This window comes from Pseudomonas sp. NPDC087614 (genome assembly GCF_044743485.1).
GTDB lineage: Bacteria > Pseudomonadota > Gammaproteobacteria > Pseudomonadales > Pseudomonadaceae > Aquipseudomonas > Aquipseudomonas baetica_A.
Window position 1 is genome coordinate 35,962 of the sequence record NZ_JBIUWN010000045.1, and the last position, 14,303, is coordinate 50,264.

Here is a 14,303-nt window from a genome sequence, read left to right on the forward strand (position 1 = left end):
GTGTCCGCCGTTTTGCGCTCGGTCGTCGCCGTCTGCTTCTGGCTGGGCGACGGCCTGCGTCCGGGCTCGATTGCCGACGCCAACGACGAAGCGCAATTCGGCGAACTGGAAACCCTCGGCGAGCTGACCAAGATCGCCTGGAAGCACGATGTGCAATGCATGATCGAAGGCCCCGGTCATGTGCCGATGCAACTGATCAAAGAGAACATGGACAAGCAGCTCGAGTGCTGCGACGAGGCGCCGTTCTACACCCTCGGCCCGCTGACCACCGACATCGCGCCAGGTTACGACCACATCACCTCGGGCATCGGTGCGGCGATGATCGGCTGGTTCGGTTGCGCGATGCTGTGCTACGTGACGCCCAAAGAGCACTTGGGCTTGCCGAACAAGGATGACGTGAAGACCGGGATCATCACCTACAAGATCGCCGCGCATGCCGCCGACCTTGCCAAGGGCCATCCGGGCGCGCAGATCCGCGACAACGCTCTGAGCAAGGCGCGATTCGAATTCCGTTGGGAAGACCAGTTCAACCTCGGTCTGGACCCGGACACCGCCCGTTCGTATCACGATGAAACGCTGCCGAAGGACTCGGCGAAGGTCGCGCACTTCTGCTCGATGTGCGGGCCGAAATTCTGCTCGATGAAGATCACTCAGGAAGTCCGTGAGTACGCGGCCAACCAGCGTATCGAAGCGGTCGACGTGGATGTCGCCCGAGGCCTGGCGGAACAGGCCGAGCGGTTCAAGAAGGAAGGCAGTCAGCTGTACAAGAAGGTTTGATCTGACCTGAGATTTTCGGTGCCTGTACTGGCCTCTTCGCGAGCAAGCCCGCTCCCACATTTGAATCCAGTTGTTCACAGAGCTTGTGTTCACAGGAGATCCGGTGTGGGAGCGGGCTTGCTCGCGAAGGCGTCAGAACAGGCGCCAGGGGTCTCAATGACAAAAATACTCCTCCGAGATACCACCCTTGAGCATTCAACCCAGCACTTACTCCCCTGACCTTGCCGTACCCGCCGACAAGCGTGTATTCGGCGGTCGCGATCTGTTTTCCCTGTGGTTTTCCTTAGGCATCGGCCTGATGGTGTTGCAGACCGGCGCATTGCTCGCGCCGGGTCTGGGCCTGTCGGGTTCGCTGCTGGCCATTTTCCTCGGCACGCTGGTCGGCGTTCTGCTGCTGGCCGCTGTTGGCGTGATCGGCAGCGACACCGGCCTGTCGTCGATGGCCGCGCTGAAACTCAGCCTCGGTAACAAAGGCGCCAGCCTGCCGGCGCTGCTCAATTTGCTGCAACTGATCGGTTGGGGCTCATTCGAAATCATCGTCATGCGCGACGCCGCCAGCCTGCTCGGCACCCGTGCGTTCAGCGAAGGTTCGCTGGGGTCGAATCCGGTGTTGTGGACGCTGGTTTTCGGCGCTCTGGCGACATTGCTTGCGGTCAGCGGGCCGCTGACGTTCGTGCGCAAGGTTCTGCGTAAGTGGGGCATTTGGCTGCTGTTGGCCGCATGCCTCTGGCTGACCTGGAACCTGTTCGCCAAGGCCGATCTGGCTGCTCTCTGGGCGCGTGCCGGCGATGGTTCGATGCCGTTCGCCGTGGGCTTCGACATTGCCATCACCATGCCACTGTCGTGGTTGCCGCTGATTGCCGACTACTCGCGTTTCGGCAAACGGGCCAAGAGCGTTTTCGGCGGCACCGCCATCGGTTTCTTCGTCGGCAATTTCTGGCTGATGAGCCTGGGCGTCGCTTACACATTGGCGTTCGCGCCGAGTGGTGAAGTCAACGCGCTGTTGCTGGCCCTGGCTGGCGCCGGTCTGGGGATTCCGTTGTTGCTGATTTTGCTGGACGAGTCGGAAAACGCGTTCGCCGACATTCACTCGGCCGCGGTGTCCAGCGGGATTCTATTGCGCTTGAAAGTCGAGCATCTGGCCTTGGCCATCGGCGCGATCTGCACGCTGATCGCACTGCTGGCGCCATTGGCGCAATACCAGAATTTCCTGCTGCTGATCGGCTCGGTGTTTGCGCCGCTGTTCGGCGTGGTGCTGGTGGATCACTTCATCTTGCGCAAGCGCAGCACTCGGGTTGCGTCAGCCGCATTGCGCTGGCCGGCGCTGTTGGCCTGGCTCGGTGGTGTGAGCACCTATCACTTGCTGGCGAATCTGTACCCGGATGTCGGCGCAACCCTGCCAGCGCTGGTGCTGGCAGGGCTGCTGCAACTCGTGCTCGGCCGGGCTTTCAGTTACGGCCGGGGAACAGCTCAGGCTTGAGAATGCCGTTCAGGCGCGGATAAGGGATCTTCAGTTCGACGTGACCCAGCGCGTAAGGCGCGATGGTGCTCACGTCGTACTTGAGGATTACGCCACCGTAGGTCAGCGCCACGTTCGGGGTTTTCTTGAACGGCCAGCTCGAAACGAATTCCGCTTCCTGATCGAGCTTGGTGCTGATCAGCCAACTGTTGTGCGCCACCTGCGCAGCCTTCCAGAACGCGTCCTCCTGACCTGGCATCAGCATGTCCGACAGGTTCAGCACTTTGTGCTGCTGGCGCGAATAGTTGATGAAACCGCGACCCGGTGTGCCATGGGCGCCGCCGGTGTCGAGGTAGCTCGACAATTCGATGATCACCAAGCCGTCATGCTGCTCGCGTACTTTGGCTTGCAGATAACTGCTGTTGCGTGGGCCGGCAGTATTCAAGAACTGCTCGCGGTAGGCCGCCAGGGTTGGCGCCACCGATGGGTTCTGTTCGGTGCCGGTCATTTGCAGCAGGCGTTTTTCGATGATGCCGTCCAGGGCAGGCTCTGCCGCGAAATGTACGGTATCGATATTCACCAGCGGGCAGTCGGGGCTGGAACACCCAGGCTTGAGCTGTTCCGACGCATCGCGGGTGGTTTCCAGGGGCGTGCGGTAGTTGGGCTGGAACAGGCTCGCGCACGCGCCCAGGGTCAGGGCGATGGCGGCCACGGAGGCAATTTTGAAAAGCGACATGGGCGTCCTTTCTGAAACAGGGGAAGGCAAAAAGATATCCGCTTCGACTCTCACCGAAGCAGTCAGTTCGCCACTAAGCTAATTAGAGTGGGTTTCGCCTTCACCGTCCATCCCGCTGACGGTAAAGGGGCTGCATCAAACGATGCGGGCGCGTTAGGATGGCGCGAAGTCGAGGTTGCAAGTCACAAAAAGGAACCTCGTAATGGATTTGCAGTAAAGAGGATGCTCATGACTGACGTTGCCAACGCCATTCCAACCGCCGTCGATATCGTGCGGCGCGAAAAATGCTACGAGGGCTTTTACAAGCTCGACCGTTTGCACCTGCGCCATGAATTGTTCGCGGGTGGCATGAGCCGCGAAATCAACCGCGAAGTGTTCGTACGTCACGATGCCGTCTGCATGCTGCCTTACGATCCGCAGCGCGACGAAGTGGTGCTGATCGAGCAATTTCGCGTCGGCGCCATGGGCAAGGCCAGCAACCCTTGGCTGGTTGAGTTGGTCGCTGGTCTGATCGACAAGGACGAGCAACCGGAAGAAGTTGCTCACCGCGAGGCGCAGGAGGAAGCTGGGCTTGACATCAAGGCCCTGTGGCCGATGACCAAGTATTTCCCGTCGCCGGGCGGCAGCAACGAGTTTGTGCATTTGTATCTGGGGCGTTGCGAAACCGCAGGTGTGGGCGGCCTGCATGGGCTGGAGGAAGAGGCCGAAGATATCCGCGTCACGGTCTGGGCGTTTGAAGATGCCTTGCAGGCTGTACGCGATGGACGTATTGCCAATGCGGCGAGCATCATCGCTCTGCAATGGCTGGCGCTGAACCGTGCCGAAGTGAGGGGGTTATGGTTGTAAACAAGCTGCGCGATCGTTATCGAGTCGACCTCGTGGGGCTGCAAGCCGCCTGCGAGGCCAACTACGCGCGCCTGATGCGACTGGTGCCGGACATGCGTAACGACCCGGAGGCGCGACGCATCGCCGTGACTCAGGGCGAGCAGATGCTCGGCGTGCTGGCCCTTGAAGTGCTGCAAACCTGTCCTTACACCACCACGTTGCAGGTGCGTCAGGAACACAGTCTGCCGTGGCTGCCGGTGCCGCAACTGGAAGTGCAGGTCTATCACGACGCGCGCATGGCCGAGGTCATCAGCGCCGAACATGCACGACGCTTTCGCGGCATCTATCCTTACCCGAACGCCGCGATGCATCAGCCGGATGAAAAGGCTCAACTCAATCTGTTTCTGGGGGAGTGGTTGAGTCATTGCCTGGCCTTGGGGCATGAGTACGAAGTCGTACGCTAGTTGTGAACTGCGTCCGGTTCACAGGTTTCCCCTTTCAGTGATCCCCCAGCATAATTGCGGCACTCAACCGATTCCGTGCTTTTGCCCTGGGAGAACGCCTTGCCGAGCGTATCCGCATTGACCACCGCCGATCCGGCGCTGCTGGTGCAGTTATCCGACAGTCATCTGTTCGCCGAAGCGGACGGTGCGCTGCTGGGCATGAACACCCGCCAGAGCCTGCAAAAAGTCATTGAGTTGGTGCTGGCGCAGCAACCGCAGATCGATCTGGTGCTGGCCACTGGCGATATTTCGCAGGACGGCACACTGGCGTCGTACCAACAGTTTCGCCAGATGAGTGCGCAGATCAATGCCCCTGCGCGCTGGATTCCCGGCAATCACGATGAACCGCAGATCATGGCGCAAGCGGCAGTGCACAGTGCCCTGCTGGAGTCAGTGGTCGATGTCGGCAACTGGCGCGTGACCTTGCTCGACTCGGCGGTGCCGGGTTCTGTGCCCGGTTACCTGCAGGACGATCAATTGCAGTTGCTCGCCCGCTCGTTGAGTGAGGCACCGGAACGCCATCATCTGGTGTGTTTCCACCATCATCCGGTGCCAGTGGGGTGTGCCTGGGCGGAGCCGATCGGTTTGCGCAATCCCGAGGCGTTTTTCGAGGTGCTGGATCGTTTTCCACAGGCGCGTGCGGTGCTGTGGGGGCATGTGCATCAGGAAGTCGACCGAGAGCGCAACGGCGTGCGGCTGATGGCTTCCCCGTCGACCTGCATTCAGTTCGAGCCAAACAGTGAAGACTTCAAGGTTGGCGAACAGGCGCCGGGGTATCGCTGGTTGCGGCTGTTGCCAGACGGGCGGCTGGAGACTGGCGTCGAGCGGGTCACGGATTTCGCCTTCACTGTCGATTACGGTTCAAACGGTTACTGAGGCCGCACCGAAGGCATCCTTACAAACACCCACGATCCCCTCGACTCCCTGTAAACTCCGCTATCTTTCGCCGACACTCAGGGAGCTCAAATGTCCGGTTCGATCCTCTATATCCACGGTTTCAACAGCGCGCCGGCCTCGAAAAAGGCCTGTGAGCTGGTCGCGGTGATGGAGCGGCTGGGTTTGAGCGGGCAACTGCAGGTTCCGGCCTTGCATCACCATCCGCGCCAAGCCATCGGTCAGTTGGAGCAAGCGATTGCCGAGCTGGGCCGGCCGCTGCTGGTGGGAAGCTCACTCGGCGGCTACTATGCGACTCACCTGGCCGAGCACCATGGCCTGAAAGCGTTGCTGGTCAACCCGGCCGTCAGTCCGCATCGGATGTTCGACGGCTATCTGGGAACGCAGAAAAACCTGTATACCGATGAAACCTGGGAATTGACCCACGACCATGTGACGGCCCTGGCCGAGCTGGAAGTGCCGGCGCCCCAGGATGCGCAGCGGTATCAGGTGTGGTTGCAGACCGGCGACGAAACACTGGATTATCGCCTCGCCCAGCACTATTACCGGGCCTGCGCCTTGCGCATTCAGGCCGGCGGCGACCATGGTTTCCAGGGTTTTGCCGGGCAATTGCCAGCCTTGTTGAGTTTTGCCGGCATTGGCGCCGATGTGTATCAGGCAATCGATTTCACCGCACTGTGAAGTCTTGCCCCTCTTTCATGAATGACTGACGACGAGACCCTATGGCCACTCCCAGCGCTAGTTCTTATAACGCCGACGCCATCGAAGTCCTCTCGGGCCTCGACCCGGTGCGCAAACGCCCCGGCATGTACACCGACACCAGTCGGCCGAACCACCTCGCCCAGGAAGTCATCGACAACAGTGTCGACGAAGCCCTGGCCGGCCACGCCAAATCGGTACAGGTCATCCTGCACGCCGACCACTCGCTGGAAGTCAGCGACGACGGCCGTGGCATGCCGGTCGACATTCACCCGGAAGAGGGTGTGTCAGGCGTCGAGCTGATCCTCACCAAGCTTCATGCGGGCGGCAAGTTTTCCAACAAGAACTACCAATTCTCCGGCGGTCTGCACGGGGTGGGTATTTCCGTGGTCAACGCCTTGTCGACCGAAGTCCGGGTTCGCGTCAAGCGTGACGGCAACGAATACCAGATGACCTTCAACGACGGCTTCAAGGCCTCGGAACTGGAAATCGTCGGTACCGTCGGCAAGCGCAATACCGGTACCAGCGTGTACTTCGCGCCGGACCCGAAATACTTCGATTCACCGAAATTTTCCATCAGCCGCCTCAAGCACGTCCTCAAGGCCAAGGCCGTTCTGTGCCCGGGGCTGCTGGTCAGTTTTGAAGACAAAGGCACCGGCGAGAAAGTCGAGTGGCATTACGAGGACGGCCTGCGCTCCTATCTGGTCGACGCGGTCAGCGAATTTGAACGCCTGCCGGACGAACCGTTCTGCGGCGCTTTCGCCGGTAATAAAGAAGCGGTCGACTGGGCCCTGCTGTGGTTGCCGGAAGGTGGCGACGCGGTGCAGGAAAGCTACGTCAACCTGATCCCGACGGCGCAGGGCGGTACCCACGTCAATGGTTTGCGTCAGGGCTTGCTTGATGCGATGCGCGAGTTCTGCGAATTCCGCAGCCTGCTGCCGCGCGGTGTGAAACTGGCGCCGGAAGACGTCTGGGAGCGCATCGCCTTCGTGCTGTCGATGAAGATGCAGGAGCCGCAATTCTCCGGCCAGACCAAAGAGCGTCTGTCATCGCGTGAAGCGGCGGCGTTCGTTTCCGGTGTGGTCAAGGATGCTTTCAGCCTGTGGCTTAACGCCAACCCGGAAACCGGTCTGGCGTTGGCCGAACTGGCGATCAACAACGCCGGCCGTCGTCTCAAGGCCAGCAAGAAAGTCGAGCGCAAGCGCGTCACTCAGGGGCCGGCACTGCCGGGCAAACTCGCTGACTGCGCCGGGCAGGACCCGATGCGTTCCGAACTGTTCCTGGTCGAAGGTGATTCCGCCGGCGGTTCCGCCAAGCAAGCCCGGGACAAAGAGTTTCAGGCGATCCTGCCGTTGCGCGGCAAGATCCTCAACACCTGGGAAGTCGACGGCAGCGAAGTGCTCGCCAGCCAGGAAGTGCACAACATCGCCGTGGCCATCGGTGTCGATCCGGGCGCGGCGGACATGAGCCAGTTGCGCTACGGCAAGATCTGCATTCTCGCCGACGCCGACTCTGACGGCCTGCACATCGCAACCTTGCTCTGCGCGTTGTTCGTCCAGCATTTCCGCCCGTTGGTGGATGCCGGTCACGTCTACGTCGCGATGCCGCCGCTGTACCGTATCGACCTCGGCAAAGAGATCTACTACGCCCTCGACGAAGCCGAACGTGATGGGATTCTTGACCGTCTGGTGGCCGAGAAAAAACGCGGCAAACCACAGGTCACCCGATTCAAAGGTCTGGGTGAAATGAACCCGCCGCAGTTGCGTGAAACCACCATGGACCCCAACACCCGGCGTCTGGTGCAACTGACGCTGGGCGAAGATTTCGCCCAGACCTCGGAAATGATGGACATGCTGCTGGCGAAGAAACGCGCCGGTGATCGCAAGGCTTGGCTCGAATCCAAAGGCAACCTCGCCGAGGTGCTGGCCTGATGCGGTTTGGCTGGGCCTTGGCGGGTGCGTTGCTGCTGAGTGCGATGGGCGTGTCGGCCGAGCCGTTGCAGGAGTTGCGCGTGCTTTCCGAGCACCCGGTCGACGGCATGCGCGGCGGTAACCTGTCGGGGCTGGCGATGTGTGGCAGCGAGTTGTGGACGGTGTCGGACCGCGATGACGACCAGATTTATCGGCTCAATACCGCCGATCAGGTCTGGCAGGCCGAAGCCTTGCACATCGACGTGCCCGAAGTGCCGGAGACCGGTTTGCCGTGGGGGTTGCGCTCGCGCAGTTGGGCCGCGTCGTTCGTGCGCGGTGGCGATCTGGATTTCGAAGGCATCACCTGCGACAGCGCTGGCAATCGCTACATCGTCAGCGAAGGCCATGCAGCGGTATTGCAGGTGCCCGTCAATGGCCCGGCCAACTGGCTGAAAATCTCGCCGATGATGGTTCGCGAAGCGCGGGCCAGCGGCATGCTCCTGCATTTCAATGCGATATTCGAAGGCCTGGCGATCAACCCGGCAGGCGATCAGATGTGGCTGGCGGCCGAACGGCAAAGCCGTGGCTTGCTCAAGATCAAGCGCCAGCAGACGGTGTGGGATTGCGACGGTCGTTGCGTGCTGCTCAGCGAGAGTGGCAAGGAGATGCAGCCGCCGCAGTTCCCGGATGCCAAAGCGGTCGATCGGGACTTTTCCGACCTTTCGTTGTTCAACGGCAAACTGTTTACCCTTGAACGCAACGCCTTCCAGATATGTCGTCGCGATGCGCAAACAGCCAAGATCGAGCGTTGCTGGTCGTATGCGGCCGAACTGTTGCAGGCCAACCGCCAATACTCACAGAGCTACGGGCTGGAAGAGGCACTGATCGTCGATGCTGAGGGTGCGTGGATCGGCGTCGACAATAATTTTGGCCCGCGTGCCGACGGTGAGGTTCGGCCGGTCGTCTGGCGGTTCGCCGCACCTGACGGTGGCTGGAGCGCCAAGCCTTGAGCCTGCAACCACCGGGCAAGCGCGCCGGGCGGGTGCTGATGATCCTGGCCTGGTGCGCTGCGCTTTTTCTGGCCACGCGGTTTTTCGGCCAGTGGGAACAACGCCAGCAGAATCCGAACGTGGTGGTGAGTTCGCAGCAGGGCGAAGGTTATATCGAAGTGAAGCTGGCCGGTAACGCCCAGGGGCATTTTGTCGCCAGCGGCCAGATCAACGGCGAGCCGGTTGAATTCCTGCTCGACACCGGCGCAACCGATGTGGCGATCCCGGCGGATCTGGCCGAGCGTTTGAAGCTGCAAGAGGGTTTTGGTGTGACCCTGAGCACGGCCAATGGCCTGAGCCAGGGCTATCGTACAAAAATTGACCGCCTGCAACTGGGCGACATCGTGCTGCGGGACGTCCGCGCACTGGTGGCGCCAGGCTTGCAGGGTGATCAGGTGCTGCTCGGGATGAGCGCCCTGAACAAACTTGAATTTACTCAGCGCGGTGGCACCATGCTGCTGCGCCAGACAACGAACCGATGAGGCCCGCATGAGCGACATCCTTGCAGACAGCTTAGACGGCGTAGAGCGCCGCTCGCTGGCTGACTTCACCGAAAGTGCCTACCTCAACTACTCCATGTACGTGATCATGGACCGTGCCTTGCCGCATATCGGCGATGGCCTGAAACCGGTGCAGCGTCGCATCATTTATGCGATGAGCGAACTGGGGCTGGACGCTGACTCCAAACACAAGAAGTCGGCGCGTACCGTCGGTGACGTACTCGGTAAGTTCCACCCCCACGGCGACTCGGCGTGCTACGAAGCGATGGTGCTGATGGCTCAGCCGTTCAGCTATCGCTACACGCTGGTCGACGGCCAGGGTAACTGGGGTGCGCCGGATGATCCCAAGTCCTTCGCGGCCATGCGTTACACCGAGGCTCGCCTGTCGCGTTATTCCGAAGTGCTGCTCAGCGAACTGGGCCAGGGCACCGCGGACTGGGGGCCGAACTTCGACGGCACCCTGCAGGAACCGCTGGTATTGCCAGCGCGTCTGCCGAACATTCTGCTCAACGGTACCACCGGCATCGCCGTGGGCATGGCCACCGACGTACCGCCGCACAACCTGCGCGAAGTCGCCACGGCGTGCGTGCGCTTGCTTGATGAGCCCAAAGCCACGGTCGAGCAACTCTGTGAACACATCCAGGGCCCGGACTATCCGACCGAAGCGGAAATCATCACGCCGCGCGCCGACCTGCTGAAAATGTACGAAACCGGCAAGGGCTCGGTGCGCATGCGCGCCGTGTACCACGTCGAGGACGGCGACATCATCGTCACCGCGCTGCCGCATCAGGTCTCCGGGGCCAAAGTGCTGGAGCAGATCGCCGCGCTGATGCAGGCCAAACCGTCGAAAGCGCCGCAGATCGCCGACCTGCGCGACGAATCCGACCACGAAAATCCGTGCCGCATCGTGATTATCCCTGTCAACAGCCGCGTCGATCACGAAGCGCTGATGCAGCATCTGTTCGCCAGCACCGAGCTGGAGTCGACCTACCGGGTCAACGTCAACATCATCGGCCTGGACGGCAAGCCACAGCTCAAAAACCTGCGCGCCTTGCTGGTCGAATGGCTGGAGTTCCGCGTGCAGACCGTGCGTCGCCGCTTGCAATTTCGTCTCGACAAGGTCGAGCGTCGTCTGCACCTGTTGGACGGTTTGCTGATTGCCTACCTCAATCTGGATGAAGTGATCCACATCATCCGTACCGAGGAACACCCCAAAGCCAAGCTGATCGAGCGCTTCGCCCTCAGCGAGATTCAAGCCGACTACATCCTCGACACCCGTCTGCGTCAATTGGCGCGACTGGAAGAAATGAAGTTGCGCGACGAGCAGGACGAACTGCTCAAGGAACAAGCCAAGCTGCAAGCGCTGCTGGGCAGCGAAGCCAAGTTGAAGAAACTGGTGCGCACCGAGCTGATCAAGGACGCCGAAACCTATGGCGACGACCGCCGCTCGCCAATCGTGGAGCGCGCCGAAGCCAAGGCGTTGACCGAGCACGATCTGCTGCCGAACGAGAAAGTAACAGTCGTGTTGTCGGAAAAAGGCTGGATCCGTTCGGCCAAAGGTCATGACATCGATGCCACCGGCCTTTCGTACAAGGCAGGCGACGGCTTCAAGACCTCGGCAGCGGGACGCTCCAACCAGTTTGCGGTGTTTATCGACTCCACCGGCCGCAGCTATTCGGTCGCCGCGCACACGTTGCCGTCGGCGCGTGGCCAGGGCGAGCCGTTGACCGGCCGTCTGACGCCGCCACCGGGCGCATCGTTCGAATGCGTGATGATGCCGGAAGACGACGCGCTGTACGTGATCGCTTCCGACGCCGGTTACGGATTCGTGGTCAAAGGCGAAGACCTGCAAGCCAAGAACAAGGCCGGTAAAGCCCTGTTGAGCCTGCCGAACAACGCCAAAGTGATCGCACCGCGTCCGGTGACCGATCGTGAACAGAACTGGCTGGCCTCGGTCACGACCGAAGGTCGCCTGCTGATTTTCAAAATCAGCGATCTGCCACAATTAGGTAAGGGCAAGGGCAACAAGATCATCGGTATTTCCGGTGAGCGCGTGGCCAGTCGCGAAGAATATGTCACGGACATCGCCGTGCTTGCGGAAGGCGCAACACTGGTGTTGCAGGCCGGGAAACGGACACTGTCGCTCAAAGCCGACGACCTCGAACACTACAAAGGCGAGCGTGGTCGCCGTGGCAATAAACTGCCGCGTGGCTTCCAGCGAGTCGATGCACTGCTCGTCGAAAACCTCAATTAGGCGTCCCAGAGCGCTCGATCTACGATTTAACGCGTAGATCGACGCTTTGGCGCTGGAGTCGGAACGCATATTCACGGATGATATGGCCTTTCAAGCGCCGGCGTGGCCGAGCGTTCTTCATATTTATTGAGTATTTTCACTGTGGTCAGCCGAGTGGCGGCCACCTGGACGGGATGATGACTGCTCTGCGCCCCCTTATTTTCCTGCTCGCCGGCGTTCTTGGCCTGGCGGGTTGCAGCGTACACCAGCCGGTGTCGCTGTATCAGCTGGACAGCGGAAGTCCGGTTCAGCCTGCGCAAAGCGCAGGCATGGCGGTTTTGTTGGGCCCTGTAGTCGTCGCCGACTACCTGCAACGTGAAACCCTGCTGCAACGTCAACCGGACGGCAGTCTGCAAGCGGCGACCGATGGTCGTTGGGCCGGCAGCCTTTCGTCGGATATCGACCAGTTGCTGCTGCGTCAGGTTGCCGGTCATCTGGACAGCCAGCGCGTGGTATTGGCGCCGGCCACTCAGGGCTTCACCCCGGATGTGCAGGTATTGCTGACCATCACGCGTCTGGACTCCGGCGAGAAACAACCGGCGATTCTCGATGCGCAATGGCGATTGATCGACCGTCGTGGAAAGGTGCGCGATAACCGTATCGTCCACCTGCAAGAACTGCACGCCGGTAGCACGGCTTCGCAGGTTCAGGCACAGGGGATTCTGTTGCAGCGGTTGGCCGATCAACTGTCGGTGGCGCTCAAACCGCTGGCCAATCAGCCGCCGGTGGTCGAGGCGCAGCGTAAACCGGCACCGAAACCGGCAGCGCCTTCGGAAGCCGACAAGCAGCCGAAGATCCCGATGGCTTCGCCGATTCGCACCGATATGGAAGTGTTCCGCTTCTAAGTCTGGTTTGAGTCAAGACAAAGCCCGCCTTGTGCGGGCTTTGTTGTGTCTGCTGTCTGGCGATTTGTGGTCAGGCGTCTAGCCCCTTCGCGAGCAAGCCCGCCCCCACAAGGGTTCTGGTGTTTGCGGTTCCCCTGTGGAAGCGTGCTTGCTCGCGAAGGGGTCGGATCAGGCTACGAAAAAGCCCGCAGACAATCACTCATCTGCGGGCTCCTTTACAGCGGGGTCAGACCTCAGGCCCGGCGCTCATGCATCCGCGCCAGTTGCCGCTCCAGCATCGATGGATAAGGCTCCATCAACCGCTCGACACAGCACGCCCCCTCGGGACTGGCGATCGGGCGAATCCGTGCACGCTGACGGATTAGCGCGTCATCACTGATCTTGCGTTCAACCAGCAGCAAATTGCGGCTGTGCTGTGACAAGGCCAGCGCGTCCTGGGCCGAATCGGTGAGCAGCAGATCAATCTGGCTCAGGCCGAACAACTCATCACCCAGGGTCAGGCCCAGTTGCAATTGCAGGGTAATGCCACTGTCCGCGACTTCAATCTGCAACTGATGGCCCAGCGCTCGCAGTAACTCGCCGCAGCAGATCGCGTTGGTCAGGTAGTCGTCGCCACTGTCCTCGGTGTGGAACAGCATCAGCGTGCTGCCATCGTTCAGGGTTTCGATCTCGCCTTGATACAGCGAAGCGGCTTGATCGAGGCAATCGCGGTAGCGCTTTTGCAACTCTTCCAGACGGGTCCGAGGCAAACGGCGCAGTTGCTCCTGCGAGCCCAGTTGCACGGCCAGTACTGCCGTGTGCTGAGGCACGCTTGGCGTGGCCTGGCGAATCGGCGGTTGCGCGGTTTCATTCAAGGACTCGTCGCGCAGGTCGGCGAAGGCGTCGTCGTCCTCATCGTCTTCGACGGTGCTGACCACCCGGCGTGCCGCAGGCTTTTGCGCGGCCATCGGCCGGCTCTCGTCGAAGCTCGGGTCGCGCAGGTTACGCACTTCGAACTCGGTCTCGTCGTCTTCGAACTCGGGCTCCGGTTCTGGCTCGGGTTCAACAGGCTCGGGGGCATAGTTGGCGTGTAACTGACGGGCCAGATCGCCGATCTCGTCCTGACGCTCGATGCCCGGGGTGTACTCATCGATCCGGCGCAGCCATACGCGCAGTTGCAGGAGCGGCGTGGAGATGTGCCGACCCAGCCGCAGGCTCAGGGCCAACGACAGCGCCAACAGAATCGCACTCAAGATGCCCATGCTCTGCAGGCTGATGGTCATCGGCTGCTGGAACTGATCCATGTCCAGGCTGATGCGCAGTTGCCCGGCGGTCACGTCCTGAAAAGTGATCTTGCTTTCGTACATGCCTTCGGCTTCGCCCAGCAGGCTGTGCTTGGGGCGCTGACCGGACTCGGCGAGGATGCGGTTATCCACGCTGTAAATGGCGGCGTGGGCCACCAGTTTGTTTTTGGTCAGATTATTGAGCAGTACGTTGAGGCTGAGGATGTCGTTGGACACCAGCAGCTCCGTGGCGGAGGTGGCGGTCTGCGTGGTCAGGCTTTCGCCCAGCGCATCGGCTTGTTCGTGCATGGCCTGCTTGAATTGCAAACCCATCACGCCGGCATAGATCACCAGGGCCAGAGCGACCAGGATCACGTTATGGCTGGCAATGCGCAATGCAATCGGTACACGGCGGTGGCGCAGTGCACGGAAGATCAGCAGGAAGAAGTTATCGGTTTTAACTGGCGTGGGCCGGTTCACTGAGCTCGGCTCTTTTGTCCGTGAAGTTGACGCGCAGTATAGCGACAGGCCCTAGACCGGCAAAGCGCTCG

The 14,303-nt window shown here is 61.0% G+C and carries 12 protein-coding genes and 1 pseudogene; 11 read left to right on the top strand and 2 right to left on the bottom strand.

The features are described from left to right. Together ACIOWA_RS17365 and cytX are read left to right on the top strand one after the other, a co-directional pair. Window positions 1-777: pseudogene (locus ACIOWA_RS17365) on the top strand (phosphomethylpyrimidine synthase ThiC); the annotation flags it as partial. A 187-nt stretch (window positions 778-964) separates the two neighbouring features. Beyond that, window positions 965-2,257 (top strand): putative hydroxymethylpyrimidine transporter CytX, encoded by a 1,293-nt coding sequence (cytX, locus tag ACIOWA_RS17370; RefSeq protein WP_401160932.1) that lies wholly within the window; start codon window positions 965-967, stop codon window positions 2,255-2,257. Here the strand turns inward: cytX and ACIOWA_RS17375 are convergent. Next, window positions 2,226-2,972 carry an RsiV family protein gene (locus ACIOWA_RS17375; protein WP_339465348.1) on the bottom strand — a complete coding sequence of 249 codons (747 nt, stop codon included), beginning with the start codon at window positions 2,970-2,972 and terminating at the stop codon, window positions 2,226-2,228. The two genes, cytX and ACIOWA_RS17375, sit on opposite strands and share 32 nt — an antisense overlap. A gap of 228 nt (window positions 2,973-3,200) precedes the next feature. On the opposite strand from ACIOWA_RS17375, the gene ACIOWA_RS17380 reads away from it, so the two are divergent. From ACIOWA_RS17380 to ACIOWA_RS17420, 9 genes are all read left to right on the top strand, one after another. Then, window positions 3,201-3,818, top strand: coding sequence for an NUDIX domain-containing protein (locus ACIOWA_RS17380; protein WP_401160934.1), 618 nt, complete (start codon window positions 3,201-3,203; stop codon window positions 3,816-3,818). Continuing rightward, on the top strand, window positions 3,809-4,261 hold the full coding sequence (locus tag ACIOWA_RS17385; RefSeq protein ID WP_221731220.1) for a DUF1249 domain-containing protein: 453 nt from the start codon (window positions 3,809-3,811) through the stop codon (window positions 4,259-4,261). The genes ACIOWA_RS17380 and ACIOWA_RS17385 overlap by 10 nt, the downstream gene beginning before the upstream one ends. A gap of 99 nt (window positions 4,262-4,360) precedes the next feature. Next, complete coding sequence (gene cpdA / locus ACIOWA_RS17390) at window positions 4,361-5,176, top strand: 3',5'-cyclic-AMP phosphodiesterase (RefSeq protein WP_401160936.1); 816 nt, start codon at window positions 4,361-4,363, stop codon at window positions 5,174-5,176. 90 nt (window positions 5,177-5,266) lie between these two features. Further along, window positions 5,267-5,875, top strand: coding sequence for a YqiA/YcfP family alpha/beta fold hydrolase (locus ACIOWA_RS17395; protein WP_401160938.1), 609 nt, complete (start codon window positions 5,267-5,269; stop codon window positions 5,873-5,875). 41 nt (window positions 5,876-5,916) lie between these two features. Then, the gene (gene parE / locus ACIOWA_RS17400) at window positions 5,917-7,824 is read left to right on the top strand and encodes a DNA topoisomerase IV subunit B (protein WP_221731217.1); all 1,908 of its coding nucleotides are present in this window, start codon (window positions 5,917-5,919) and stop codon (window positions 7,822-7,824) included. Then, window positions 7,824-8,813, top strand: a complete 990-nt coding sequence (locus tag ACIOWA_RS17405; RefSeq protein WP_339495015.1) for an esterase-like activity of phytase family protein — start codon at window positions 7,824-7,826, stop codon at window positions 8,811-8,813. Before parE ends, ACIOWA_RS17405 begins: the two co-directional genes overlap by 1 nt. Further along, window positions 8,810-9,334 (top strand): TIGR02281 family clan AA aspartic protease, encoded by a 525-nt coding sequence (locus ACIOWA_RS17410; RefSeq protein ID WP_401160940.1) that lies wholly within the window; start codon window positions 8,810-8,812, stop codon window positions 9,332-9,334. The genes ACIOWA_RS17405 and ACIOWA_RS17410 overlap by 4 nt, the downstream gene beginning before the upstream one ends. A 7-nt stretch (window positions 9,335-9,341) precedes the next feature. Beyond that, a complete protein-coding gene (parC, locus tag ACIOWA_RS17415) occupies window positions 9,342-11,606 on the top strand; it encodes a DNA topoisomerase IV subunit A (RefSeq protein ID WP_339432303.1) in 2,265 nt (754 codons plus the stop codon). A 176-nt stretch (window positions 11,607-11,782) separates the two neighbouring features. Further along, window positions 11,783-12,490 (top strand): ABC-type transport auxiliary lipoprotein family protein, encoded by a 708-nt coding sequence (locus ACIOWA_RS17420; protein ID WP_339432304.1) that lies wholly within the window; start codon window positions 11,783-11,785, stop codon window positions 12,488-12,490. A 233-nt stretch (window positions 12,491-12,723) separates the two neighbouring features. Here the strand turns inward: ACIOWA_RS17420 and ACIOWA_RS17425 are convergent, their stop codons facing one another. Beyond that, complete coding sequence (locus ACIOWA_RS17425; protein WP_339432305.1) at window positions 12,724-14,232, bottom strand: AhpA/YtjB family protein; 1,509 nt, start codon at window positions 14,230-14,232, stop codon at window positions 12,724-12,726. Window positions 14,233-14,303: the final 71 nt, after the last annotated feature.